Annotated in this window: 25 protein-coding genes and 1 pseudogene; 18 read left to right on the top strand and 8 right to left on the bottom strand. The window is 40.6% G+C overall.

The window, feature by feature from the left end; translation table 11 throughout:
• Nucleotides 1-11: 11 nt before the first annotated feature.
• The gene (locus tag AC3ISB_RS24355) at nucleotides 12-431 is read right to left on the bottom strand and encodes a MarR family winged helix-turn-helix transcriptional regulator (RefSeq protein ID WP_098373071.1); all 420 of its coding nucleotides are present in this window, start codon (nucleotides 429-431) and stop codon (nucleotides 12-14) included.
• A 778-nt stretch (nucleotides 432-1,209) separates the two neighbouring features.
• Here AC3ISB_RS24355 and AC3ISB_RS24350 point away from each other — a divergent pair.
• Nucleotides 1,210-1,603 (top strand): annotated as a pseudogene (locus AC3ISB_RS24350) (VOC family protein).
• 104 nt (nucleotides 1,604-1,707) lie between these two features.
• On the opposite strand, the gene AC3ISB_RS24345 reads toward AC3ISB_RS24350, so the two are convergent.
• Nucleotides 1,708-2,370, bottom strand: coding sequence for a DUF6944 family repetitive protein (locus tag AC3ISB_RS24345; protein ID WP_141994602.1), 663 nt, complete (start codon nucleotides 2,368-2,370; stop codon nucleotides 1,708-1,710).
• Between the two features lie 130 nt (nucleotides 2,371-2,500).
• Here AC3ISB_RS24345 and AC3ISB_RS24340 point away from each other — a divergent pair, with 130 nt between their 5' ends.
• From AC3ISB_RS24340 to AC3ISB_RS24330, 3 genes are all read left to right on the top strand, one after another.
• Entirely contained in the window at nucleotides 2,501-2,980 is a 480-nt protein-coding gene (locus tag AC3ISB_RS24340) for a DUF4306 domain-containing protein (protein ID WP_489274749.1), read from the top strand.
• 267 nt (nucleotides 2,981-3,247) lie between these two features.
• A complete protein-coding gene (locus tag AC3ISB_RS24335) occupies nucleotides 3,248-3,895 on the top strand; it encodes a pentapeptide repeat-containing protein (RefSeq protein WP_489274747.1) in 648 nt (215 codons plus the stop codon).
• Nucleotides 3,896-4,102: 207 nt separating this feature from the next.
• Nucleotides 4,103-4,789 (top strand): VOC family protein, encoded by a 687-nt coding sequence (locus AC3ISB_RS24330; protein WP_489274745.1) that lies wholly within the window; start codon nucleotides 4,103-4,105, stop codon nucleotides 4,787-4,789.
• 230 nt (nucleotides 4,790-5,019) lie between these two features.
• Here the strand turns inward: AC3ISB_RS24330 and AC3ISB_RS24325 are convergent, their stop codons facing one another.
• A complete protein-coding gene (locus AC3ISB_RS24325) occupies nucleotides 5,020-5,220 on the bottom strand; it encodes a nucleic acid-binding protein (protein WP_098373010.1) in 201 nt (66 codons plus the stop codon).
• 222 nt (nucleotides 5,221-5,442) lie between these two features.
• Here AC3ISB_RS24325 and AC3ISB_RS24320 point away from each other — a divergent pair, with 222 nt between their 5' ends.
• The 9 genes from AC3ISB_RS24320 (at nucleotide 5,443) to AC3ISB_RS24280 (ending at nucleotide 13,907) form a co-directional block, all read left to right on the top strand.
• The gene (locus AC3ISB_RS24320; protein ID WP_489274743.1) at nucleotides 5,443-6,720 is read left to right on the top strand and encodes a family 8 glycosyl hydrolase; all 1,278 of its coding nucleotides are present in this window, start codon (nucleotides 5,443-5,445) and stop codon (nucleotides 6,718-6,720) included.
• A gap of 45 nt (nucleotides 6,721-6,765) precedes the next feature.
• Complete coding sequence (locus AC3ISB_RS24315; RefSeq protein WP_141994605.1) at nucleotides 6,766-7,161, top strand: VOC family protein; 396 nt, start codon at nucleotides 6,766-6,768, stop codon at nucleotides 7,159-7,161.
• Between the two features lie 322 nt (nucleotides 7,162-7,483).
• Nucleotides 7,484-7,642 (top strand): hypothetical protein, encoded by a 159-nt coding sequence (locus tag AC3ISB_RS24310; protein ID WP_489274741.1) that lies wholly within the window; start codon nucleotides 7,484-7,486, stop codon nucleotides 7,640-7,642.
• Between the two features lie 345 nt (nucleotides 7,643-7,987).
• Nucleotides 7,988-8,188, top strand: a complete 201-nt coding sequence (locus AC3ISB_RS24305) for a DUF3311 domain-containing protein (protein ID WP_489274739.1) — start codon at nucleotides 7,988-7,990, stop codon at nucleotides 8,186-8,188.
• Nucleotides 8,185-9,660 carry a sodium:solute symporter family protein gene (locus AC3ISB_RS24300; protein ID WP_141994607.1) on the top strand — a complete coding sequence of 492 codons (1,476 nt, stop codon included), beginning with the start codon at nucleotides 8,185-8,187 and terminating at the stop codon, nucleotides 9,658-9,660. Before AC3ISB_RS24305 ends, AC3ISB_RS24300 begins: the two co-directional genes overlap by 4 nt.
• A 51-nt stretch (nucleotides 9,661-9,711) precedes the next feature.
• On the top strand, nucleotides 9,712-9,918 hold the full coding sequence (locus AC3ISB_RS24295; protein WP_141994608.1) for an alpha/beta fold hydrolase: 207 nt from the start codon (nucleotides 9,712-9,714) through the stop codon (nucleotides 9,916-9,918).
• Nucleotides 9,919-10,060: 142 nt separating this feature from the next.
• The gene (locus tag AC3ISB_RS24290) at nucleotides 10,061-10,375 is read left to right on the top strand and encodes a thioredoxin family protein (protein ID WP_048686672.1); all 315 of its coding nucleotides are present in this window, start codon (nucleotides 10,061-10,063) and stop codon (nucleotides 10,373-10,375) included.
• A 173-nt stretch (nucleotides 10,376-10,548) separates the two neighbouring features.
• Nucleotides 10,549-11,055, top strand: coding sequence for an RrF2 family transcriptional regulator (locus tag AC3ISB_RS24285; protein ID WP_141994609.1), 507 nt, complete (start codon nucleotides 10,549-10,551; stop codon nucleotides 11,053-11,055).
• Nucleotides 11,056-11,057: 2 nt separating this feature from the next.
• On the top strand, nucleotides 11,058-13,907 hold the full coding sequence (locus tag AC3ISB_RS24280) for a YhgE/Pip family protein (protein ID WP_489277019.1): 2,850 nt from the start codon (nucleotides 11,058-11,060) through the stop codon (nucleotides 13,905-13,907).
• A 45-nt stretch (nucleotides 13,908-13,952) separates the two neighbouring features.
• On the opposite strand, the gene AC3ISB_RS24275 is transcribed toward AC3ISB_RS24280, so the two are convergent.
• The 4 genes from AC3ISB_RS24275 to AC3ISB_RS24260 form a co-directional block, all read right to left on the bottom strand.
• On the bottom strand, nucleotides 13,953-14,324 hold the full coding sequence (locus AC3ISB_RS24275; protein ID WP_098373017.1) for an ArsR/SmtB family transcription factor: 372 nt from the start codon (nucleotides 14,322-14,324) through the stop codon (nucleotides 13,953-13,955).
• Nucleotides 14,325-14,753: an SRPBCC family protein gene (locus AC3ISB_RS24270; RefSeq protein ID WP_098373018.1), complete on the bottom strand. Its 429-nt coding sequence runs from the start codon at nucleotides 14,751-14,753 to the stop codon at nucleotides 14,325-14,327.
• Between the two features lie 125 nt (nucleotides 14,754-14,878).
• Nucleotides 14,879-15,322, bottom strand: a complete 444-nt coding sequence (locus AC3ISB_RS24265; protein ID WP_098373019.1) for a DUF6376 family protein — start codon at nucleotides 15,320-15,322, stop codon at nucleotides 14,879-14,881.
• A gap of 34 nt (nucleotides 15,323-15,356) precedes the next feature.
• Nucleotides 15,357-15,962, bottom strand: coding sequence for a serine/threonine protein kinase (locus AC3ISB_RS24260; protein WP_098373020.1), 606 nt, complete (start codon nucleotides 15,960-15,962; stop codon nucleotides 15,357-15,359).
• 590 nt (nucleotides 15,963-16,552) lie between these two features.
• Here AC3ISB_RS24260 and AC3ISB_RS24255 point away from each other — a divergent pair.
• Entirely contained in the window at nucleotides 16,553-19,648 is a 3,096-nt protein-coding gene (locus tag AC3ISB_RS24255) for an SH3 domain-containing protein (RefSeq protein WP_489274734.1), read from the top strand.
• 45 nt (nucleotides 19,649-19,693) lie between these two features.
• Here AC3ISB_RS24255 and AC3ISB_RS24250 read toward each other — a convergent pair whose 3' ends face one another.
• On the bottom strand, nucleotides 19,694-20,128 hold the full coding sequence (locus tag AC3ISB_RS24250; protein ID WP_144529050.1) for an Rrf2 family transcriptional regulator: 435 nt from the start codon (nucleotides 20,126-20,128) through the stop codon (nucleotides 19,694-19,696).
• Nucleotides 20,129-20,438: 310 nt separating this feature from the next.
• Here AC3ISB_RS24250 and AC3ISB_RS24245 point away from each other — a divergent pair, with 310 nt between their 5' ends.
• The 4 genes from AC3ISB_RS24245 to galU all read left to right on the top strand — a co-directional run bounded on the left by AC3ISB_RS24245 (nucleotide 20,439) and on the right by galU (nucleotide 24,404).
• Nucleotides 20,439-21,131, top strand: coding sequence for a DsbA family protein (locus AC3ISB_RS24245; RefSeq protein WP_489274731.1), 693 nt, complete (start codon nucleotides 20,439-20,441; stop codon nucleotides 21,129-21,131).
• A 2-nt stretch (nucleotides 21,132-21,133) separates the two neighbouring features.
• The gene (locus tag AC3ISB_RS24240; RefSeq protein ID WP_141992527.1) at nucleotides 21,134-21,541 is read left to right on the top strand and encodes a disulfide oxidoreductase; all 408 of its coding nucleotides are present in this window, start codon (nucleotides 21,134-21,136) and stop codon (nucleotides 21,539-21,541) included.
• 939 nt (nucleotides 21,542-22,480) lie between these two features.
• Nucleotides 22,481-23,122 carry an NAD(P)-dependent oxidoreductase gene (locus AC3ISB_RS24235; protein ID WP_141992529.1) on the top strand — a complete coding sequence of 214 codons (642 nt, stop codon included), beginning with the start codon at nucleotides 22,481-22,483 and terminating at the stop codon, nucleotides 23,120-23,122.
• A gap of 394 nt (nucleotides 23,123-23,516) precedes the next feature.
• Nucleotides 23,517-24,404 carry a UTP--glucose-1-phosphate uridylyltransferase GalU gene (gene galU / locus AC3ISB_RS24230; RefSeq protein WP_098373027.1) on the top strand — a complete coding sequence of 296 codons (888 nt, stop codon included), beginning with the start codon at nucleotides 23,517-23,519 and terminating at the stop codon, nucleotides 24,402-24,404.
• The last annotated feature ends 115 nt before the right edge of the window (nucleotides 24,405-24,519 follow it).

Below are 24,519 nucleotides of genomic sequence, written 5' to 3'. Positions count from 1 at the left end.
TTATTATCCCCTTACTTTATAATGTTATTTCTTATTTCGCCCATGATACGTATGGCTGCAAGTTGTTCCTCTTCAGTGATTCCTTTCAAGATATCCTGTTCGTATTGATCGATTGTCACGCGGACTTCGCTGTAGATCTTTTTGCCAAGCTCAGTAAGCCGCATTCTTTTCTCGCGTTTATCTTTACTGGGCACATGCTCGACATACCCCAGTTCTTCCAAGCGGGCAATGGTCCTCGTAATCGTTGGTTTTTCCACACCTTGATAATTGGCAAGCTCTACAAGCGTTGCCGAATCATAATTGAATAAGAAATGTAAAATCGACCATTGCGCCCTGTGTAAATCATGCTTGCCCAGCTGGATATTAAGATTATTTTCAAACGGACGGTACAGCAGCAAAAATTGCTGAAAGAACTTTTGGTAAGTCTCTATCAGAAACACCCCTTATACACAATATATAGTTACCTTTAGTAATTGTTACCCTCGGTAACTATAATAACAAAATAAATCCATTCTGTCCACTCGGATTTGTATTTTGTAAAATCACCAAACTCATGAGTAACGCCCATTTACAAGTAAAACGCCGAAACTTACGAGTAAAATAGCAGAATTCACGAGTAAAAGGCGGAAACTCACGAGTAAAAGCCAATTCACGAGGAAAGGCGAAAACTCACGAGTAAAAGCCAATTCACGAGGAAAGGCGAAAAATCACGAGTAAAAGCCAATTCACGAGTAAAACGTCGAAACTTACGAGTAAAACGCCAAAATTCACGAGTAAAACAGCAGAATTCACGAGTAAAACGTCGAAAACTCACGAGTAAAAGCCAATTCACGAGTAAAACGTCGAAACTCACGAGTAAAACAGCAGAATTCACGAGTAAACGCCAAACTTACGAGTAAAAGGCGTAAAACTCACGAGTAAAATAGCAGAATTCACGAGTAAAAGGCGTAAACTCACGAGTAAAGCGCCAAAATTCACGAGTAAATGCCTCAAACTCACTAGTAAAAGGCGTAAACTCACGAGTAAAACGCCAAAATTCACGAGTAAATACCTCAAACTCACTATTAGAAGGCGAAAACTCACGAGTAAAAGCCAATTCACGAGGAAAGGCGAAAAATCACGAGTAAAAGGCCCAAACTCAAGAGTAAAAGCACCAAATTCACGAGTAACGCCAATTCACGAAAAGCGATAATGAGGAGAGGAAGAGAGTTGTCAAAGGGATTTATTCATCATATTGAGCTGAATGTTTCAAATTTAAATAGGACCGTTGATTTTTGGGGCTGGTTTTTGGAGGAAATGAATTATGAGCCATTCCAGGAGTGGGAAAGCGGGAAGAGTTGGAGATTGGATGATATGTACATTGTTTTTGTACAAGCGGAAACAAGGTATCTTGACATTCCCTATCATCGGGGACAAGTGGGTCTTAACCATTTAGCCTTTCACGCCACCTCCCGTCATCAGGTTGATGAGATCACCAGGAAATTAAGGGACAGAGGAGTTACCATCCTCTATGCCGACAAGCACCCATTCGCCGGTGGGAAGGAACATTATGCTGTTTACTTTGAAGACCCAGAGGATGAAAGTTGAATTGGTGGCACCTTAAGTATTTTCGTTAGTTGGTAAGATGAAGGAAAATGGCAAAGCAACTGTACTATATGATAAATAAAAGCTAACGACATCCATCTTTAGCTAGCCCTTAATCAGGTATTAATAATTATTATATGAATAGGGATAGGAATTGCCGTTTCCATTTTTCGGATTTTCCTCATGTTTCTCTTGTTCAATGTGTTCAACCTCAAGGGTAATGGCATGAATTAATATAAATGCACCAATAACTTGAATCCAGCTACCGACCAATAGAATCTGTTCTCCAATTACACTTTTTTCGTTTAAAACGTAAATATTACCGATCGCTGCTAAAAAAGAGCCTAAAGAAATGAAGCTATTTCCTGTAATTGCAAGGGCCCTATAGGATGAATCCTCTTCAAGAAATGCACCTACTGCTTCAAAAGCTGCGCCAAGACCTTGGACTCCACTGCCAAGGGTATCTATTTTTGTTCCCTCTTCCTCAGCACCATTTAGTTCAATACTTACTCCAACTGCATTTGTACTATTACCAGCAGCCTCAAGCCAAGCACCGAAGATGGTATATATTTGTGCTAACTCCCTCTCAGGTTTAAACAGCTTAGTTCTCCCGATGGCCTGCAACGAATTTCCGAATGCTTCAATCCCATTTCCTTTTACGATTAAATCTTTCCCCTGATCGCTATGGGTGAAAGTTTGCTGGGTCTGCCCGATTGTATCAATAAGTGAACCAATACCTAGTATCCATGCTCCTGAAAGAAGGAGGTCTTCTCCACGAAATGTCATATTCCCAAACGCTCCTTAAAAGAGGTTATTTTATATTATTCATAAACCAGTGTATGTTTACATATTGCTTTAACCGGCATATTTAAACATAAACCAATTATTGGTATAATGGCAGCTGGAGGAGATGAGATTGACTTTTAATAATTTTTTGCAAATGATAATCGCTGCATTTTTCCTTTTACTTTTTTCACTTTGTACCTGGTATGAAGGAAGCGAAATTCTGGATAACCCTTGGGAATGGAAGTATTCCACGCATTTCACACAAGTAAATGATGATCATGCGATGGATGCAAATGATATTTCGAATTTCGATTATTTCGTGTATGCCGCAAAATTCAAACCGTTATTTCCATTTCTTATGGTCCTTGCAGCATCGTACTTAATCATACTTACGGGATATATCCTATTCAAAAGAAGTATTAAAAAAATGGCTCTTTTCTTGTTGGGGTTGGGTGTCCTTTTTCTGCTTTCAACTGGTTTTGTATCCAATTCCCCAACTGTGGGAGGGAATATCTTTCAAGCTTTCTTTCTGATAGGCGGTATGATGGCCATAATGGGTGCAGCGCTATATTATTTCCTGATGCCAACAGGATTACATACTGAAGTTTAAAGTTAAAAAGCTGCCGATGAGGCAGTTTTTTTTTTGCAAAATGTTGATGGAAGATGACACAAAATAACGAAAAATAATAGTCATTTTTGCGAAATTCTTAGATTGAACTTCACTGAAATATAGCTTACGGTTAGTATATTACCAGCGGTGGACCCATATCGGTTCAGACCTTTAAAATATAAATCATACCGTTTCCGGTAAAGAAGTGTGATGCAGTTGGAAAAAAGTTATCCAGTGATTGAAGAAATAAAGTGAAAAGGTGATAAGATGTCAGGCAAAATCAGAATTGAACAGCCAAAGATCCCTCAAGACTTAACTCAAACGAACTTTCAGGAAATATATTATCAAGATGAGCCTTATCTGGATTCATGTATCATATCCAATTGTACGATCGATAGAGAAAAGATGGACAAAATCGTATTATCACAGGTAGTTTTTAAAAATGTGACATTCAGCGATGTATCATTCAGGAATATCGAGCTGACGGATGTCATTTTCGATCATTGCGATTTGACAAATGCCGATTTCATGGGCGGCTCGATTCATCGGGTGGAATTCAAAGAGTCCAAACTATTAGGCATTAACCTGTCTGACGCGAGTTTAGGGAATGTCTACTTTGAGAATTGCAACTTGAATTTAAGCGCTTTTGGTTATTCCAGTTTAAAGCAAGTGAAGTTAGATCATTGCTCATTGGAAAGTGCTGATTTTTATGAGTGTAAATTCATCAAAGTGAAGTTCGAAACATGTAGATTAAATGAAGTGAACTTTTCCCGGACACCGCTCAAAGGAATTGATATTAGCAGTTCTACATTTCAAAGGCTTACCGTATCCATGGAAGATTTAAATGGATGCGAAGTTTCCCCGGACCAAGCGATAGTATTTGCAGCCATGCTGGGCCTGAAAATTAAAGAGTGAACCTTTTAAGATGAAAAAATGACTCAATGGAGCTGACACGAGTGACCACCGAATTTGGTGGTCCTTTTTGAGTTGGCATGTCGCTAATTGTTGGAGTAGTAAAAATGGGCAACGTGTATATGAATATATGATTTTGAAAAGTACGGAATGTTTGCACAAATGCAGGATTACTTTACAATATTTGTTAGGTGGAAGGGGGATTAAACGTTGATTATCAATAAGGTCACTTTGTATAGTCATGCATGGGATGAAATGCGGAATTTTTATGTTGATGTGTTAGAATTTGAGTTACTATCGCAAACTGATGATGTTTTTGAAATGAAGGCAGGGGAAAGTGTGCTTGAAATCAAAAAATATCATCACAATGAAAAGCCTTTTTATCATTTTGCCATGAACATTCCAACCAATTTATTTACTTCGGCAAAAGCATGGGCGAAATCAAAAGTGGAATTGACTATAGAAGATGATTATGACGAAGTTTATTTCAGCTATTCTGATGCACATGCTTTTTATTTTACAGACCCTTCAGGCAACATTGTCGAGTTCATATCGAGATATTCCGTATCACCCAAATCCGAAGCTAAGTATTTTTCAGCTCAAAACGTCCTGTGCATCAGTGAAATAAACATTACGACAGATGAAGTCAGGACCTTGGGAAACCAGTTGATCAGTAATGGTGTACCTGTAAGGAATGGTGAAGGAATAAGTGAAGATGGATTGAATTTCATGGGGGAACATGAAGCAGGTTCGTTTTTACTTTTAGGTCCAAGGAAACGGCGGTGGATTTTTTCGAATAAAGAGTCGGAAATCTTTCCGCTTTCGATAGTCATAAATCAGCAACTGGATATTTCAATGGATGGCAAAGGAGTTATGGAATTGAAAAAAGTGGAATGATATTTTGGTCATACACTTCATTCGACCCATTGATGTATCTCCAAACCACCATTTAATCTTATTACTGATTCAAGTATAAACTTGTTACCATTAATACCGGCTTTCTTTAAATAAGCTATGATAAAGCATAATCTGATATTTCTTCCTTAAGCGATAAGGACAAAACATAAATATATACTTGCTAACTTACTATCCTCACAAACGTCAGTTAGCTGTATATATTTATATTTTTACTTAATAAATTCTCTAAACTCATCAATATAGAAAGCTACATAACCACAATTTGGGCATACAGATGCTTTAGGGTTTGCAGAAACACTACTGAAAAGTCCTTTCTTTTGACTAATCTTTATCCCATACATTCCGCCTTGAACATTTACTTGGCAATCATCTATCATTTCAGTTTGGCACTGATTACAAATTCTTTTCATTAAAACACTCCTTTTTAAAATACTTAAGTAGAAACACTCAGAATTCGACGTTTATAATAACATAAATATCCAAAATAACTTATGATATAGTGCAATTACATAAGAAAAGTCATGTTTAATAGAGGAAGAATTGATAACATATATTTTAACAGCACCATTTTTATGTTCCTAGCCTAACATACAATAGCAGTGAATACTGCAGCATAACTCAAGGAGCCAGCCATGAAAAAAAGAAGTTTATTGATAGCATTGGGCGTGATCGTTTTTGGGATCATTGCTTCGATAGCATTGGTACCTCAAACCAAACAGAAAGAGCTTGTCGGTAAAAGGGCATTTCCTCAGCATACTGTCTATCAGGCGGGTACGATAAAACCTGACAATGTTTCACAGGAGGAGTTGGATGCTGCCGTAGCGAATTTTTATAAAGCCTGGAAAAATGAATATCTTAAGCAGCCAGCTGATGAAAATGATCAATATTATATTTTTTACAATGATAAAGGATATGCAGAGCCCAAGAATGCAGTGACCGTCTCTGAAGCGCATGGGTATGGGATGATGATAACGGCAATCATGGCAGGCAGCCAGGACAAGCATTACTTCGATGGTCTTTATCGTTTTTATAAAGCCCATGGAAGTGATAATGACCCTTCCTTAATGGCATGGCAGCAAGTTAAGGATAAGGCGGGTAAAATCATCAATACGCCAGAGGACGCCGATTCAGCAACTGATGGCGATATGGATATCGCCTATTCGTTGTTATTGGCCGATCGCCAGTGGGGAAGTGAAGGGGAAATCGACTATCTTGCCAGTGCAAAGGACATCTTGGCTGCGATCATGTCGAATGAGATAAATCGGTCGCAGTCCCTGGTTAAGCTAGGGGACTGGGTGGAAGATAAAGATGGGGTATACGGACAATCGACTCGTTCATCTGACCTTCTTCTTAATCATTTTAAGTCATTTGAGGCGGCAACCGGGACTGATGGATGGAAAGATGTAACGGATAAGGCTTATGCGGTCATTCATTCGATTTATGAGGAGAAAAGCGGCAATACAGGTCTCATGCCGGACTTCATTGTACAATCCAGGGGAGAATACCAACCGGCTCAAGCTGATTTTTTAGAAGGGGAGAATGACGGCAATTACAGCTGGAACAGCAGCAGGACCCCTTGGCGCTATACACTCGATTACTTACTGACTGGTGATGAAAGAGCCCTGCCGCAATTAAAGAAGATGAATGATTGGATTAAAGCGGAAACGGATGGCAATCCTGAAAATATCCAATCCGGCTACACGCTGAGCGGAAGAGCTGTGGAAGAAGGGAATAGTACAACCTTCGTTGCTCCATTCATGGTGAGTGCCATGGTTGATTCCTCCAACCAGCAATGGATCAACGAATTATGGGATAGGACGATACAGAAACAAGACGATGATGACTATTTTGCCAATACGATAAAATTACAGACAATGATCGTGGCTTCAGGTAACTGGTGGGCGCCGTGATTCAATGAAGAAAATTAATTAAAGAGAAACAGGAGTTTGATGAGAATGATGAAAGTCACACCTTTCTTGATGTTCGAAGGAAATGCGGAAGAAGCAATGAATTATTACACATCTTTAATCGAAGGATCGAAAATAACCAGCATGATACGGTATGGTGCCAATGAAGCAGGTACAGAGGGGAGTGTCATGCAGGCCACCTTTACCTTGAAAGATCAGGAATTTATGTGCATCGATAGCAATGTTAAGCATCAATTTACGTTTACACCTTCGTTTTCAATATTCCTTACATGTGATAGTGAAGAGGAAATTGACAGGCTTTATTCGAGCTTAGCTGATGGCGGACAAGAGCTTATGCCATTGGGTGATTATTCCTTTAGTAAGAAGTTCGGATGGATATCTGATAAATTTGGTGTTTCCTGGCAACTTACTCTCCCAATATGAATGATGTGAAAAAAGCCACTGGATAGTGGCTTTTTTTCAGTTTGTTGACCAAAGGTGTTCGTAAGGCGTGGATGGTCGAAAAATTGCAAACCATGATTTTTAAACGAGACCTGGTTGTACTACTGATTTCCACTCCAGGTACTCGCTTTCCGCGGGCGGTCCGGGAGCCTCCTCGGAGCCTTTGCGCCTGTGGGGTCTCCCTTGGACGCGCTTTTCCCGCAGGAGTCTCGCACACCCGCTCCAATCAACCTTGTTTAAAAAATCAGATAGAAGCCCTTTTTTCGACAAAAGGAGGTTCGGAAGTGTTTCAGCATGATCCATCATGTTTTTTACTGTAACCCTCACTAGATTGAAGAAATTTGCTTCACTCCTGCCGAATAACTGGCTAGCCGAGACCCCACAGTCGCTTGCTATGATGGTGCTTGGCAGACAGTCGGCGGAAAGGGAGCTGATTTCTGAAATCACCTGGAATGTTTATTAAATAAAAAAACTGAAGAGACTCTTGTTCCCTATAAGGGATGAAAAAAATTTTTACTTGTAAAATTTTTTTTACTCATTAACAAGGATTCTCCTATCAACAGCACGTTGATGCATCCTCGATAATAAGTTTTGCCCAACTGCTTTCCTTGATATATACCCCATTCACTCCGGTTATTTCTGAAAATTCCAACATTGGCATGCGGATTGCTAGATTAAAAGTAATATCACATATTGACGTCGGCAGAAAGGGGGACTATGTAACTGCGGCTACGCAGGTGATGAAGCAAAGATATCAATCTTCGTGTTACCACATTTAGTTCATATCATTAGACAAGAGGAGAATCTCATGAAACCAGTTTATTTTCTTTCTTTAATTCCTGTAATCGCCATACTTGGCGGGCCTTTTTGGGCTAATAGTATCGAACCGTATATTCTTGGCATGCCGCTATTCTTTTTCTGGAACTTTTCGTGGCTGATCTTTACCGCTTTAGTCGTTTTTATCATTTATATACTAGATCCCAAGAATAAAGAGAGGGAAGAGAAATGAATATTGCGATCATCATTATTTTCAGTTTCCTGTTGCTGTCACTTTATTTAGGGATTAGGGCAAGAAAAGGCAAGGACATGGACCTTGAACAGTGGACAGTCGGCGGACGCGGGTTCGGCCCTTTCATCATCATGATTTTACTGGCGGGAGAGATCTATTCCACCTCCACTTTCCTGGGCTCCAGCGGGTGGGCATATGGTATAGGCGGTCCGGCATTGTACGGAACGGCGTTCGCAGCATTGGGCTACCTGTTTTCTTATTGGATTTATCCTGCCATTTGGAGCTACGGAAATAAACACAAGCTCATTTCACAAGCAGACTTTTATGTTAAAAAGTACAAAAGTCCGTTATTGGGGGTACTTGTTTCAATCGTCGGTGTTTTGGCCCTGGTACCGTTTTTGGTGCTGCAATTAAAGGGTCTGGGAATCATCGTTTCGACTACTTCCTATGGTTCGATTTCCCCGACGGTCGCCGTTTGGATCGGAGCTGTTTCAGTTACCGTTTATGTGATGATTTCAGGTATCCATGGATCGGTTTGGACAGCTGTTCTCAAAGATATCATGATCGCTTTGGTCGCGTTATTTTTAGGGATTTACATTCCGCTTCATTATTTTGGCGGAATCCAGCCGATGTTCGAAGCAGTTAATGCCGTCAAGCCTGATTTCCTGACACTACCGGATATGGGGATGAGTGCTTCATGGTTTATATCCACGATCATCTTGACGACGTTAGGTTTCTATATGTGGCCGCAAACATTCGGTTCTGCATATACAGCTAAAAGTGCTAAGACATTCCGTAAAAATGCGTTCATCCTTCCGCTTTACGGAGCATTATCTGTCGGTGCGATCTTTGTCGGCTATGCCGCCATCATTAAAGTTCCTGGGTTGCAAGGGTCGGATATGGATCTTGCGCTTTTGAAGCTTTCGATCAATACCTTCGATCCTTGGTTTGTGGGGGTCATCGGGGCAGCGGGTCTATTGACCGCCCTTGTTCCAGGCTCGATGATTTTAATGAGTTCAGCGACGCTGCTTGCCAAAAACGTGTATCAGCATTTTTCTCCTTCCGCCTCGGATAAACAAATTACGACCATTGCCAAGTTGCTCGTACCTGTTCTTGCTCTCATTGCCGTGTATTTTACTTTGACAGGAGGGAATACGATCGTGGCCCTTTTATTGATGGGATACAGCATGGTGACTCAATTATTCCCATCTTTCATCGCCAGTCTCCTGCAAAAAAACTTCGTGACGAAAGAGGGTGCGTCAGCGGGCATCATTGCCGGTTTAGCCACTGTTGGGTATACAACCATAACAAGCGCTACAATTGGGACAATTTTTCCGGCATTGCCGCAGGCCATTAAAGATTTGAACATTGGTCTTGTCGCTCTCCTCATAAATGTGATTGTAATGATTGGAGTCAGTCTTATTGCAAGGAAATTTTCCAAGGATAATAAAGGTGAATTGGAAGCTGCTTGATTATTTTGGATTTTAATAAAAAGATGATCTAAAAAGAGAAGGGTCACATTAGTGGCAGGCGGCCGTCATGATTGGATCACTCCTGTAGAGGCATCCATTCTCATCGCCGAAAAGATTCCTGACAGTGAATTGATCATTTTTGAAAAAAGCTGTCATTATCTTTTCATTGATGAAAATAGGGAGTTCATTTCAAGGATTTCCTCTTTCATAAACGAGAGATTAGAACTCCAAGAAATGGCGGCTTTGCCCAAAGCATAGAAAAGGTACATGAACCGGGCAAGAGTTAGATGGATCCAAGATAAACCGTTTGTGCTGTAAAGGAATTAATTATATATTAATCCTTGAGTACATTAATTCATGGATTAAAGTATGATGATAAGAAAGCCCGGAGGAGACGATCATGAAAAATATCAATACTGAACAAGAATACCGTGAACAAATCAATCAAGAGGGACTGACGGTCGGGATTTTTACTACAACATGGTGTCCGGACTGCAAACGTTTAGACATGTTCATCGATGAGATCACTCAAGAACATCAAGACAAACAGTGGTTTACAATCGATCGTGACGAGTTCCCTGAGATTTCTGAAGAGCAAACGGTAATGGGAATTCCATCACTATTAGTATTTAAGAATGGGGAAAAGGTTGCACATCTGCACAGTGCAAATGCTAAAACTCCAGAAGCGGTCAATGAGTTTCTAAATGACCTATAAAAAACCTTGAAAGGTGAACCCCTTATTATGCTGTCATAAGGGGTTCACTTTTTTTTAGAAATTTTTTCTAGAATTAACTTGATTTCTATGATGAAACGGGTTTTAATTAGAGATACCAAATATCCATTATGGATATCAGACATCCACATAGATACTGAAAGAGGTGAACTGATTTGCAATTAACAAAAGGGGTCGAGCAAGCTATATGCATCATTGTTATCCTCTCCACCCAGGATAAAAATGTACCGCTTTCGTCTAATGAGATCAGCAGGCGATTGGAGGTGTCTCCTTCTTATTTGAAAAAAATCATAAGGAAATTGGTCGTTAAGCAGATAATCACTTCCGTTCCTGGTAATAATGGCGGCCTTACTCTTGCCAAAAGTGTAGATAAGATTAAAAACCTTGAAATTATTGAGGCGATGGAAGGCCCCATTTCGATGTTTCCGGATACGGGACTTATAGAAAAAGCGTTTAAAGATGGAGAGTATGCAGAGAAGGGGATGGACGTCCTTCGTCGGATGTTTTCTCGGGCGGATCAACTTTTGATAGAGTTCTTTTCCAGCCAGACAGTGGCAGATTTGCTGAAAGAAAGCTTTGGCACCACGGACATACCGACTCTTAATTGGAATTCAACGTCATTGAGTGATGTACTGCGTGAAAAGAAAGGTGAAATGAAGTGAACATGCTTAAACAAGAATGGAAGCTTTTCCTTACAAATCGAAAACTTGTCGGTGTCGCAATCGTTTTACTGTTCGTACCGATTATTTATGGGGGGTTATTTCTTAGTTCCGCTTGGAATCCATACGGGAATACAGGCAAATTACCTGTTGCAGTCGTGAATAAGGATGTGAAGGCGGAATATGAGGGTAAAACCTTAACAGTCGGTAATGAGCTAATCGAGAATTTAAAGGAAAATGATGATTTAGAATGGCATTTCGTAACGGAAAAAGCGGCGAAAAAAGGATTTGATGATGGTACATATTATATGGTCGTTACCATTCCTGAGGACTTTTCGAAAAATGCTGCAACCGTCATGGATGATAAGCCAAAAAAAATGAATTTGACGTATGACGTGAATCCTGGACGCAGTTTCGTTTCTGAAACGGTCGGAAAACAGGCAACGAATAATTTGAAAACGGAAATTGCCGAAAGTGTCACTAAAGAATATGCGGAAGCGATTTTCTCCCAGCTGGATGAAATCGGAGATGGATTCAATGATGCAGCAGATGGGGCATCAAAACTGGATGACGGTGCAAAAAAACTGCATGATGGAAACAAAGAAGTGACGGAAAATCTGAATAAATTAGCTTCCAGCACATTAACTTTTAAAGATGGAGCGAATAAACTTCAAATCGGCGTCGGCGAGTTTTTGGAAGGAGCCAACAAGCTTGAAAGTGGCGCGTCGGAATTAAATAAGGGAATTTCACAATATACTTCCGGTGTCGGTCAGTTACAAAAGGGTGCGGACGAACTTGCATCAGGCACAGGGGAATTAACTAATAATAGTGAAGCACTTATACAAGGTTCATCCCAACTTTCCACTGGGATCGCCAAAGTAGTTCCAGGAGCGCAAACTTTAAATACGGGATTGGCACAAGCGCAAACAGGCAGTGCGAATTTGAATGATGGGTTGAATCAATTATCACAAAATGCAAGCCAGCTGACGGACCAATCGACAGGAATTCCAAAATTGGCAGCAGGTCAGCAAAGTTTAAATGAGGGAATCAATAAACTGGCAGAAGGAGGCCAGGCGTTAAATGACGGCCTGAAAAAAATGGATGGCCAATTGCCCGCAGAAGAACAGCTGAGTCAGCTTAAGCAAGGACTGACAAGCATTCAAAGCGGTGTAAATCAATTGCAAAAAGCGGTTCCTGCAGGGAGCAGCGCGTCCGGTACCGTATCTGGCATTACTGATGACCTCAATAACAGTCAAGCGGCCTTAACGGAACTTCAATCAACAATTGCGAATAATGGTCAGAGCACGATCAATGCCGTTCAAAATACGGAAGCATTCAAAGGCATGACCAGTGAACAACAATCCGAATTAATCGGGGCCATTCAAAATGAACTTCAAAACCAAGCGGAAGCACAAAAACAAATCGCATCGACTCTTGCTGCAAGTGTATCCGACTTATCAACGCAATTAAAGGATAAAGTAATGCCTGTATTGAATGGATTAGGCCAGCTTCCAGAACAAGTGGCCAATTTAAATAATGCGGTGAATAAAGTCAATCCAAACGCCGTTTCAGCGTTAAACGGATATACGGCAATAAGGAACGCACTTGAAGAACAATTGATTCCTGGTGCAACCCAATTAAATGGCGGCTTGAATGAGGCTGTTGAAGGCAGCAATCAATTAACGGCGGCAACACAAAGTTTAAATGAACGGACACCAGAATTAGTGAAGGGAATCAACCAGTTAGCACAAGGCGGTTCCTCGTTGAATAATGGCCTATCAAAACTAACTGAGGGATCTGGTCAGCTGGTTGATGGAGTTTCACAACTTCAAGCAGGGTCAACCTCCTTTGGGGATGGTCTTGAGAAGTATGCTTTTGGTGTTAGCCAAGTTGGCGAAGGGGCAAGCAAACTTGCTAGTGGAGCCAATGAACTGAATGCCAACTCAGCTGCCTTGAACGATGGCTCATCAGCACTTGTTAAGGGCACTGAACAATTGGCAAGCAATCTGCCTACTTTAAGCAATGGAGTCATCCAGCTTGCCGATGGGGCAGGTAAGATCAATGAAGGTTCATCAGCACTTGCTGAAGGTTCCGGTAAATTGGGTGATGGCATATCCTCACTTAAAGATGGAACGGTCGAGCTATCGGAAAAACTCGGTGATGGAGCAGAAGAAATAAGTGAAAACAAAACAACCGATGATAATTACAGCATGATTGCTGAACCGACACAGGTTAAGGAACAAAAAAGCAGTGACGTGCCGAATTACGGTCATGCACTGGCTCCTTATGTATTGTCTCTTGGCTTATTTGTAGGAGCTATAGCCTTCAATATGGGATTCCCGACAGGCTTGCCTTCCACAAGGCCTACTTCAGGAGTGGCATGGTGGTTCAGTAAATTTACGGTCCTATTTATCCAAGCGACGCTTTCAGCATTAGTGTTGGATGCGATCATGATTTGGGGAATGGATTTACAGGTCGAGAACATGGGGCAATTCATTGGGGTTTCCATACTGACTTCCCTTACCTTCATGTTCATCGTCACCTTCTTGACCGTAGGATTTGGAAATCCGGGTCGTTTATTAGCGATGATATTCCTTGTATTACAGCTAGGTGCAAGTGGAGGGATGTTCCCCGTGGAACTGACCAATAACTTCTTCAGTCATGTTCACCCGTTCATACCAATGACATACTCTGTCATGGGCTTCCGTCAAGCGATGAGTACGAGCCTTGGAGCGGATGCATTGACAACGAGTATAGTGTTCCTTACTGGATGCATCATTGTCTTCAATCTACTACTATTGCTAACGATGGTCATCAGGAAGCGCAAAGAACACAATGTGGAGATGGATGTATAAACTAATGAAAAACCCCCCGGTGCAATGCGCCGGGGGTTTTCTTCATTATGATGGTTCATCCGTGTCCTTTTCTTTATCGATGACTTTCAATCCATTTTCCCCTGAATTTTCAATCACATGTTTAAGGATGGATAATTTGTTATCCCAGAATTGATCATAAAAAGAGAGCCACTGTTTCAATTCCGCTAAAGGTTCTGGCTGAAGCCGAAAGCGTTTCTCTCTGCCTACCTTCCGGCCACTGACCAATTCAGCTTCAGAAAGGATATGAAGATGCTTGGCAATCGCTGTACGGCTCATGGAAAAGTGAGAAGTGATTTTCGAAATGGGTAAATCCCCTTCAGCAAGCAATTGCAGGACCTTTCGGCGGGTTGGGTCGGCGATAGCCTGAAATACATCATGCTTTTCCGCTGCAGACACTTAGCCCTCAACAACCTTTTTAAGTTTTGCATGAACGATCTGTTCCCAGCCATGATCCATTCTATCGCGAATCACTGAGCTTTTTTCATTCGGTTTCGGAAGAATCGTTTCAGGCTCTTTCCAACCACCATGAATAAGGGTAAACTCCGTTTTGCCATCCAGTTCTTTTAAAATGAAGGAAATGAACCAACCGTCCGTATCCCAACTGAATGAAAGACGATGAGGAACATCTAACTCCGTTACCTTACAAGGAGATGGACCAAAAGGTGATTGCACATGGAACTCATGTCCCACTTTCGGTTGAAAATCATTTGGCATGAACCATGAAGCTATGCCCTCTGCAGTCGAAACTGTATCCCAAACTTGTTGGATAGGGGCTTCAAGAATAATCGTCTTCTTGATATCCTGTAGTGTATGTTGATTTTCCATACTGATTCTCCTTTTTAACTGAAAATATGAAACCAATTGGTTTTGCTTTGTTGATTATATAAAACCTTTTGGTTTCATGTCAATAATTTGTTTCAAGCGATTCGATTTTATTCATTGCAGGATGCTTAATTCCCCAATTCTTCAATTTGTTTTGCCAATCCTGTTATATTATCGATTGATTTCATTATCTCTGAATCTTCCAATGCCTTAGGGTCAATTTGGCCATTTTCAATATTATTCAGATATAATTCAATTCCATCCGAAAGCTGTTGATTCGAGCTGACGATCTTCTCATGGATGCCTTCAGCGATTTGGGGTGGTTCCGTTGCATTGAATTCTTCAATCTCCGTTTTCATCAATTCCAGTTCTTTTTCAAGATTTGCTCTTGCTTCGGCATTCGTGACGGCGTCCTGTGACAATGCAGGCACCTCATTGGAAAATTCCTTAACGGTATTTACATACTCCGTCGCATTATCTGCATACTCCAATGATGAATTGACTTCTTCTAAAGCAGAGCATCCGCTTAATGTAAGGATGGACAGCAGAGCAATGGTCATTATTTTTTTCATATATGCCTCCAATGTGATTTTTTTATAGTAAGGATCAGATGGGCAGAAATCTCTTTTTATAAATCGCTGCAATGGAATTCAGTATGAAGCTGGGGATCTTCTTCGGAAAAAATGACTTCGAATAGAAAAGGTGAAATGCACTTTTCAAGTCGTGCCACTGATTGCAGGATTTCACTTGCTTAAACCTTGCAACGTCAATGATCTTCACCTTTTTTTCGGAAGTGATGAAGATGTTTCGTAAATGGATATCCGAAGGGTTCAATCCCTCTTTCCTTGCCAATTGCAGGGCATGGTCTATCTCGGCAATGTTTTCTTCCGTTATCGGGATTCCCAATGTTAAACATTCAAAAAGAGTGTTGCCTTCAATGTGATCTATAACCAGGTAACTTACCCCCGCATCATATAGGGTTGGATAGTATTCGATGGATTGGACGGTTTTGTATATTTCAGCTTCAACTTTAGCTGTGTGAGAATGATCCGGGAAAAACACTTTTAGTGCCTTATTGGTGGAATGTATTTTGAATACATATGCGCTGCGGCCTTTTCCGATAAGTGATAAAGATGGGTCGGCATCAAGCAATATATGCTTTTTATCATCGGAAATCTTAACGCTTTGAGCTAATTCATTATAGTTCTGCATACTTTTCACCTCTATTGTGCAATTTTTCGAATCAAAAAAGACGGTATAACCGATTATTGGTCATACCGTCTTTAAAAAAATTAAAAGACCTCACCAAATAATCGGCAAGGTCTTGCAAACAACTAAAATCAGTTGCCAATAAAGCCGAGGATTCAATCCTGTACTGACGACTTTATTGTATAGCTACTCCCCTTAACAGAAGGATTCTTATAAGTTATATACAGTAATTATATAGGTTATTGCCTCGATCCGTCAAATACTAAGGATCGTGTGCTCACCTTTTATGTATATTCGGTAAATGCAGAAAGATGCTCGTCTCATAGGCATTAATTTGAGTGGTAAGTAATTATATCAATATACTTTATATTCATCATTTGCTTGCCGGGTAAGCTTCTTTGCGAATATTTCTATTTTATTACTTAAATGTCTATTAGTTTACTATTATGTTACAATCTTCTTTATCTCCCTATAGATCTAAAGGAATATGATATATTTTAGATGAATGAGCATATATGCCTATATTATTATACTGATTTTAACCGATATTTAAATAAATGTTAAAAACATAATTCTTTAGTAGGGAGAATGAGATGAAGAAATTAATTATACCAACTTTCTGTTTTGCAGTGTTGTCTACAGTTGCTTTCGAAGAAAAAATATCTGCAGCTCCACTACATGCGGAACAGGCCAGTATTGAGGACTTCATGTTTGTACATGTAAGTACCGGTTCGCTCAATATGAGAAAAGACGGGGCGGAGGATGCAAGCATAGTTGCAAAGCTGGCAAATGGCACACAGGTAACGGTGTATTCGGAGTCCAAAGGCTGGGCGAAGATCAAAGCCAATGGAAATGATGGATATGTCAGTACGAAGTATTTATCGGCAACGAAGCCAGGGACTTTAACGAAAAGTGCAGTAACGATTAAAACGACAACAAAATATGTGAATTTGAGCACAGGTTCACTGAATATGCGAAAAAACGCCAGTGATAGTGCCGGCATGGTCGCGAAGCTGACTAGGGGCACACAGGTAACGGTGTATTCGGAATCCAACGGCTGGGCGAAAGTCAAAGCCAATGGAAAAGATGGATATGTCAGTACGAAGTATCTATCGGCAACGAAGCCTGGAACGGTAACCAAAGCTGCGGCGACCGTTAAAACGACAACGAAATATGTGAATGTGAGCACAGGTTCACTTAATATGCGGAAAAGCGGGATAGAAAGTGCCAGCATAGTCGCAAAGCTGACAAGAGGCACACAGGTAACGGTGTATTCGGAGTCCAAAGGCTGGGCGAAAATCAAAGCCAATGGAAAAGAAGGATATGTCAGTACGAAGTATCTATCGGCAACGAAGCCAGGAACGGTAACCAAAGCTGCGGTAACGGTTAAAACGACAACGAAATATGTGAATGTGAGCACGGGCTCCCTCAATATGCGAAAAAGTGGAAAAGCTACCGCAAGCGTTGTCGCCATCCTTTCTAAAGGGACGAAAGTGACGGTCTATTCGGAAGCTAATGGCTGGGCGAAAATCAAAGCCAATGGTAAGGATGGATATGTCAGCGCCAAATATCTGTCTGCTTCAAAGCCAGGATCGGGAGCAACGTCAGCCACACCTGCAAAAACGACGACGAAATATGTTACGGGTTCCCTCAATATGCGAAAAAGTGGAAAAGCTACCGCAAGCATAGTCGCCATCCTTTCAAAAGGAACGAAAGTGACGGTGTATTCGGAATCCAATGGCTGGGCCAAAGTCAAAGCCAATGGAAAGGACGGGTATGTCAGCACCAAATATCTATCGATGGCAAAGCCAGGATCGGGATCAACGGCAGTAACGTCTGAAAAAACGACAACGAAATATGTAAACGTAAGCTCTGGAACGCTCAATATGAGAAAAAGCGGATCGGAAAGCGCGAGCATAGTCGCAAAGCTGTCAAAAGGAACGGAAGTGACGGTCTATTCGGAATCCAAAGGCTGGGCCAAAGTCAAAGCAAATGGAAAAGACGGCCATGTCAGTGCCAAATATCTATCGACAACAAAGCCAGGATCGGGATCAACGGCAGTAACGCCTGAAAAAACGACAACGAAATATGTAAACGTAAGCTCTACTGGAACGCTCAATATGAGAAAAAGCGGATCGGAAAGCGCGAGCATAGTCGCAAAGCTGTCAAAAGGAACGGAAGTGACGGTCTATTCGGAATCCAAAGGCTGGGCGAAAATCAAGGCCAATGGGAAGGATGGGTATGTCAGTGCTGACTTTCTTTCAACGACAAGGCCTGAAATGGACTCCAAACCATCCATACCTGAAAAAACGACAACGAAATATGTAAATGTCAGCTCGGGTTCACTGAATATGCGGAATAAGCCGTCAGAAAGTGCTTCCGTCATTGTGAAATTGGCAAGGGGTGTAGAGGTAGAAGTCATCTCGGAATCAAATGGATGGTCAAAAGTTAAAGCGTATGGCGGAGAAGGTTATGTCAGTACGCAATATCTATCAGCAACGAAGCCTGGTTCTTTACCGGGGCTGAATCCGGACGGAGAAGAAAACACGTTAGTTAAATATGTAAATGTGAATGATGGCTCCAGTCTGAATATGCGGTCACAAGCATCAGCTTCCGCTTCAATTATAGCCAAGCTTGTAAACAATACGGCCGTAACGGTGTATTCAGAATCTAATGGCTGGTCAAGAGTCACGGCCAATGGAAAAACGGGATATGTCAGTACGCAATATTTAACAGTCAAAGCACCGGAAGGTCCAGGAAGTTCGAATGGATCGATAATCAGGATCGATAAAGAGTATGATCTTACGATGGAAAAGATGGTTGAAATTCAAATGGCCGTAAATGGTCAAACGGATAAAAATTATAAAACCTACATACGTGAAGATGGATTAACTTTAATCAATTCTACAAAAGGTACGGTTAAAGGAACCGGATGGCGTGTCAGGGGCGGAGCTGGATCTAATTATTGGGTAGTCGGCCCTGTCAGCAATAATCAATCATTGAATATTAAATCAAAAGTAAAGGGCTCTGACGGATACTATTGGTATGAGGTGGACTATAACAAGACATGGGTAAATGCCAGTCCGGAAGATATAGAATATAATCTTAACCCAAATAATTTTGTGAATGATCCAGTCAAATCATTCCAATTCGTCAAGCTCTCTCAAGTCACCAACATGAACGTTTCTGAAGTGAATAATAGAATCCTTTCAGGTAAAGGGATTCTACAAGGCCAAGCTGTAACCTTCACTGCGGCAGGGGAGAAATATGGGGTCAATGAAATCTACCTGATTTCACATGCTTTGCTGGAGACCGGGAATGGCACTTCACCGTTAGCTACTGGCGTAAAGGTTAACGGGAAAACGGTCTATAATATGTATGGAGTGGGAGCATTTGACGGAACGGCGCTAAGCAGCGGCGCTCAATACGCCTATAATGCTGGCTGGTTCACTCCGGAGGCGGCCATCATAGGCGGTGCCGAATTCATCGCCAAAGGATATATCTCTGCTGGACAGGACACGCTTTACAAAATGAGATGGAATCCTACAGCCTCAGAGAAATATGGATATGCTTCACACCAGTATGCGACTGATATTGGCTGGGCAACAAAACAAGTGAAACAGATTTATAATTTGTATAGTTTACTAGATTCCTATAAATTGATGATTGAAGTTCCTAAGTATAAATAAGAAAACGGCAAAAAACACATGAGTCAGACTCATGTGTTTTTTTTGCTATAAAGTTTTATCCTTTTCCAGAATACCCCTAACGACATCTTCGATCGTTACCACTCCCAATGCCTTTTCCAAGGCAAGTTCCGCAACTGAAAAGATGGGTTCTATTGTATCTTGTATATTTCTTCCAACAGTGCATGCTGGATTAGGATTTTCATGGATTCCAAATAATTCTTTATCGGAGGCAACGTTGACAGCCTGGTAAACATCAAGCAAAGTGATATCCGATAATTCCTTGGCCAATGTTGCTCCGGCGATACCCGGACGAACGTTCACTAAGCCTGCATTCTTCAGCATGCCGGTGATTTTTCTGATTAAGGCTGGGTTGGTGTTTACACTTTTTGCAATAAAATCAGAAGTGTTAACGCCTTCTTTGTTTATTTCTAAAAGAGATAATATATGGATCCCTACGGAAAAGCGGGTACTGATGGACATCTCTTTTTTCTCTCCTTTAAAATCTCTATTCTTATATAGTATAAATTATTTAACATGTAATTCAAGTGGTTACAAGTTATAATGGCCTGCAAGAATAATATTTATCCATTAACCGTATCCTTGTCAAGTAACGCCGTTTCTGCAAAGGCAAAAATAAAAAGTATGTGTAATTGACAAACCAGCATGGTGAAACTTATATTATAACGTGTAAATGAATCAGTTACAGGTGAAAGCAACAGGAAGGGGGAATCGAAATCGGCCGCTATGGCTGGAGAAGGAATATCGACACAATTACAAGTGATGGAGGTATATGATGGCTAATAAAAAAAAGGGTAATCAAAAACAATCTTCTGCATTCACGTTTTGGATGATAGGGTTAATTGCTGTAATCATCATTGGCTTTATATTTTTGGCAAATGGGAAGGACGAAGATACAGCCGTTAATGAAATCGATTATAAATCACAGCCTTATTTGGGTGAAAAATCAGCACCTGTCCAAATAGTGGAATTTGGTGATTATAAATGTCCAGTATGTAAAACATTCGAGGAGCAATTCTTTCCTTCTATACAAAGTGAATTAATTGATACAGGAAAAGCGCAATTTTATTTCATGAATTATTCGTTCATTAACGTCGATTCAACCAGATCCGCTAAATTTGCGGAAAGTGTTTATCAGGAATTAGGAAATGATACCTTTTGGAAATTCCATGAGCTTCTGTACGATAAGCAGCCAGAGGACCTGAAATATGAAAAGGTAGATGTGTTTACGGACAAATTCTTAGAAGAAACATTGAAAGAAATCGCAAATGACAAAGATGTGAAAAAAGTAGTTTCCTCCTTTAAAGCAGGTAATTCCGAGGACCAATGGAACAAAGATATGGACTTGGCCGACGAATTGGGCGTTTCTGGAACTCCTTCCTTATTTGTCAATGGCAAGAAGTTTGAAGGAAATACAATTGATGATTTAGAGAAAATGGTTGATGATGCAGCGAAGGAGAAATAGTGATGAACAAGCCACTATTATTTTCTTGGATCCTATCGATCATCGCCACTGCCGGAAGTCTCTACTTTAGTGAGATTCTCCATTATGTACCCTGTACCTTTTGTTGGTATCAAAGGATCTTGATGTACCCGCTCGTTATTTTATTGGGCCGTGCCTTTTATGAGCAAGACCTGAAAATTTACCGATACATCCTCCCATTATCGATTTTGGGCATGTTGGTGTCAGGGTATCACTATAGTCTGCAAAAAATCCCAGCACTGAAGCATTTTGAAATGTGTCAAAGCGGTGTTCCCTGCTCAGGTGAGTATATAAATTGGCTAGGATTCATCACGATCCCGTTTTTGGCCTTTATCGCGTTTACTCTCATCACTATCTGCATGGGACTGCTAATGAAAAAGAAAAACAGCTAATTTAAGCGCACCATTCTAAAAGGAATGGTGCTTTTTTATATATATCGACGAAAAACTGCAATATATCGAAGAAAATTCAGGATATTTCTCAGGAAATAGCCATATATCGACGAAAAACCAGGATATATCTCCGGAAATTGCAAGATATCGACGAAAAACCAGGATATATCACCGGAACCTGCAATATATCGACGAAAAATCAGATATATCTCCGGAAATTGCAAGATATCGACGAAAAATCAGGATATATCTCCGAAACCTGCAATATATCGACGAAAAATCAGGATATATCTCCGGAACCTGCAATATATCGACGAAAAATCAGGATATATCTCCGGAACCTGCAATATATCGACGAAAAACCAGGATATATCACCGGAACCTGCAATATATCGACGAAAAACCAGGATATATCACCGGAACCTGTAAGATATCGACGAAAAATCAGGATATATCTCCGAAACCTGCAATATATCGGCGAAAAACCAGGATATATCTCCGGAAATTGTAAGATATCGACGAAAAACCAGGATATATCACCGGAGCCTGCAATATATCGACGAAAAACCAGGATATATCACCGGAAATTGCAAGATATCGACGAGAAAGCAGGATATATCTCCGGAACCTGCAATATATCGACGAAAAATCAGATATATCTCCGGAAACAGCAATATATCGACGAAAAATCAGGATATATCTCCGAAACCTGCAATATATCGACGAGGAAGCAGAATATATCACCGGAAACAGCAATATATCGACGAAAAACCAGGATATATCACCGGAAATTGCAATATATCGACGAAACTCGAATATATCTCCGAACTCCTCAAAATAATAAAGTTGACAAAATGGCAACCTGTAACTTATATTATTACATGTAAGCATTTAAGTTACAATTAAAGTTTCAAAAACAATATATAGGAGGAATTTAAAATGAAAATCGGTATTATTGGTGCGAGCGGAAAAGCTGGAAGTCTGATTTTAAAGGAAGCGTTGACTAGGGGACATGATGTTACGGCCATTGTCAGGGATGAAGCTAAAGTCCAAATTCAAGGAGCATCCGTACTGGAAAAAGACGTATTCGATCTGAAATCAGAAGATATTAAAGGATTCGATGTGATAGTGAATGCATTTGGCGCTGCTCCAGGGAAAGAACATCTGCATGTCGAGGCAGGAAAAATCTTGATTGAGGCTATGAAAGGGGCTCCTCAAACTAAACTGATCGTTGTTGGCGGAGCTGGAAGCCTTTTCGTTGACGAGGCAAAAACGATCCGCGTGCTGGATACGCCAGAGTTCCCTAAAGAATACTTTGCAACAGCCTATAATCAATCCAAGAACCTTGGCGATCTACAAAATGCCACAGGCATCCAATGGACGTTCATCAGTCCTTCCGCCTTCTTTGATCCGCAAGGTAATAGAACAGGTCGGTATACACTGGGTAAAGACAATCTTCTGGTAAACTCAAAGGGTGAAAGCTATGTAAGTTATGCCGATTTTGCCCTTGCAGTACTTGATGAAATTGAAAACCCGCAGCACATCAACCAACGCTTTACCGTTGTTGCCGAAGCTGAATAATTTAGTGGACGTCGCTCCTTGTGGTGACGTCCATTTTTTTACGTTGAAATGGCCGAATTATAGGCAGACCTGTTGATCGCAACAGATCCGGATGCAGACGACTCGTTAAAAACGAATGAAATGATAAGTGGAGCTAAAAAATCAGGTCCTTGGACCTACCATCTGTATAGTGAAAAAAAATAAGGCCTTTTCCTGAAATATCGGGGAATGGCTTTATTTTTAAGCGGGATATTGCATTGGATGGAAGTTTTAACTATGGGTGAATTTACAAAAGAAGGGTATTTTTTCTGTTAATATATTTACAAAAAACGAGTCTATGTTACTATAAAAAGGATGATTCAGAAAAATTTGGTGTTTTTTGTAGATTTATCTTAATATGAGGGAGTTACAAAGTATGAAAAAAGTTAAAAAGGCCATAATTCCTGCAGCGGGATTGGGAACTAGATTTTTGCCCGCAACGAAGGCAATGCCTAAAGAAATGCTGCCAATAGTCGATAAACCAACTATTCAATATATTATAGAAGAAGCTGTGAAAGCGGGAATTGAGGATATAATCATTGTCACAGGAAAGAATAAACGAGCGATAGAAGATCATTTTGATAATGCTTACGAACTAGAGAATAATTTGAGGGATAAAGGGAAATTCGATTTATTGGAGAAGGTGCAATACCCATCCAATTTAGCTAATATCCACTATATTAGGCAAAAAGAACCGAGAGGCCTTGGACATGCTGTTTGGTGTGCACGTAATTTTATTGGTGATGAGCCTTTTGCCGTCCTTTTAGGCGATGATATCGTGGAAAGTGATGTGCCCTCCCTACGTCAATTAATCAACGAATATGATGCGACAGGTTCGTCCATCATTGGAGTGCAGCCGGTAAATGAGAACGAAACACATAGATACGGCATCATTGACCCGCTTACGCAAGATGGCAGAAGATACGAAGTGAACCGTTTCGTCGAAAAACCAAAACAAGGAACGGCACCATCCAATTTAGCCATCATGGGAAGATACATCCTGACTCCGGAAATATTCGATTTCCTGGCCAAGCAGGAAACAGGAGCTGGCGGTGAAATCCAGCTAACGGATGCCATCCAAAAACTGAATGAAATCCAAAAAGTCTTCGCTTACGATTTTGAAGGAAAACGCTTTGATGTAGGTGTTGTTGATGGTTTTGTGAAAACGACCATTGAATTTGCCCTGCAACGTCCTGATTTAAGAGACGATATCATAAAAGTAATGGAAAATATCCTCGAACTGCACAAGGCAGTGGACAAATAAACTTTTACTGCCCATTCATAAACTTTTAATTTAATAGAGTAATCATTTTAAAAAATCTCCAACTATTGATCATTCATAGTTGTTATTTTGGGTTAATGAACGGCAAACATAATTT

The organism is Peribacillus sp. GL_122 (assembly GCF_057835005.1).
This window is presented reverse-complemented; position numbering and strand designations above follow the sequence as displayed.

What these genes read in the sequence shown, in the direction of transcription:
- galU (WP_098373027.1), top strand. Translation starts at nt 23,517, where the DNA reads ATGAAAAAAGTTAAAAAGGCCATAATTCCTGCAGCGGGATTGGGAACT.
- AC3ISB_RS24270 (WP_098373018.1), bottom strand. Translation starts at nt 14,753, where the DNA reads ATGGAAAATCAACATACACTACAGGATATCAAGAAGACGATTATTCTT.
- AC3ISB_RS24315 (WP_141994605.1), top strand. Translation starts at nt 6,766, where the DNA reads ATGATGAAAGTCACACCTTTCTTGATGTTCGAAGGAAATGCGGAAGAA.
- AC3ISB_RS24335 (WP_489274747.1), top strand. Translation starts at nt 3,248, where the DNA reads ATGTCAGGCAAAATCAGAATTGAACAGCCAAAGATCCCTCAAGACTTA.
- AC3ISB_RS24345 (WP_141994602.1), bottom strand. Translation starts at nt 2,370, where the DNA reads ATGACATTTCGTGGAGAAGACCTCCTTCTTTCAGGAGCATGGATACTA.
- AC3ISB_RS24310 (WP_489274741.1), top strand. Translation starts at nt 7,484, where the DNA reads ATGTTTTTTACTGTAACCCTCACTAGATTGAAGAAATTTGCTTCACTC.
- AC3ISB_RS24235 (WP_141992529.1), top strand. Translation starts at nt 22,481, where the DNA reads ATGAAAATCGGTATTATTGGTGCGAGCGGAAAAGCTGGAAGTCTGATT.
- AC3ISB_RS24305 (WP_489274739.1), top strand. Translation starts at nt 7,988, where the DNA reads ATGAAACCAGTTTATTTTCTTTCTTTAATTCCTGTAATCGCCATACTT.
- AC3ISB_RS24265 (WP_098373019.1), bottom strand. Translation starts at nt 15,322, where the DNA reads ATGAAAAAAATAATGACCATTGCTCTGCTGTCCATCCTTACATTAAGC.
- AC3ISB_RS24250 (WP_144529050.1), bottom strand. Translation starts at nt 20,128, where the DNA reads ATGTCCATCAGTACCCGCTTTTCCGTAGGGATCCATATATTATCTCTT.
- AC3ISB_RS24290 (WP_048686672.1), top strand. Translation starts at nt 10,061, where the DNA reads ATGAAAAATATCAATACTGAACAAGAATACCGTGAACAAATCAATCAA.
- AC3ISB_RS24320 (WP_489274743.1), top strand. Translation starts at nt 5,443, where the DNA reads ATGAAAAAAAGAAGTTTATTGATAGCATTGGGCGTGATCGTTTTTGGG.
- AC3ISB_RS24245 (WP_489274731.1), top strand. Translation starts at nt 20,439, where the DNA reads ATGATGGCTAATAAAAAAAAGGGTAATCAAAAACAATCTTCTGCATTC.
- AC3ISB_RS24240 (WP_141992527.1), top strand. Translation starts at nt 21,134, where the DNA reads ATGAACAAGCCACTATTATTTTCTTGGATCCTATCGATCATCGCCACT.
- AC3ISB_RS24280 (WP_489277019.1), top strand. Translation starts at nt 11,058, where the DNA reads ATGCTTAAACAAGAATGGAAGCTTTTCCTTACAAATCGAAAACTTGTC.
- AC3ISB_RS24260 (WP_098373020.1), bottom strand. Translation starts at nt 15,962, where the DNA reads ATGCAGAACTATAATGAATTAGCTCAAAGCGTTAAGATTTCCGATGAT.
- AC3ISB_RS24300 (WP_141994607.1), top strand. Translation starts at nt 8,185, where the DNA reads ATGAATATTGCGATCATCATTATTTTCAGTTTCCTGTTGCTGTCACTT.
- AC3ISB_RS24325 (WP_098373010.1), bottom strand. Translation starts at nt 5,220, where the DNA reads ATGAAAAGAATTTGTAATCAGTGCCAAACTGAAATGATAGATGATTGC.
- AC3ISB_RS24255 (WP_489274734.1), top strand. Translation starts at nt 16,553, where the DNA reads ATGAAGAAATTAATTATACCAACTTTCTGTTTTGCAGTGTTGTCTACA.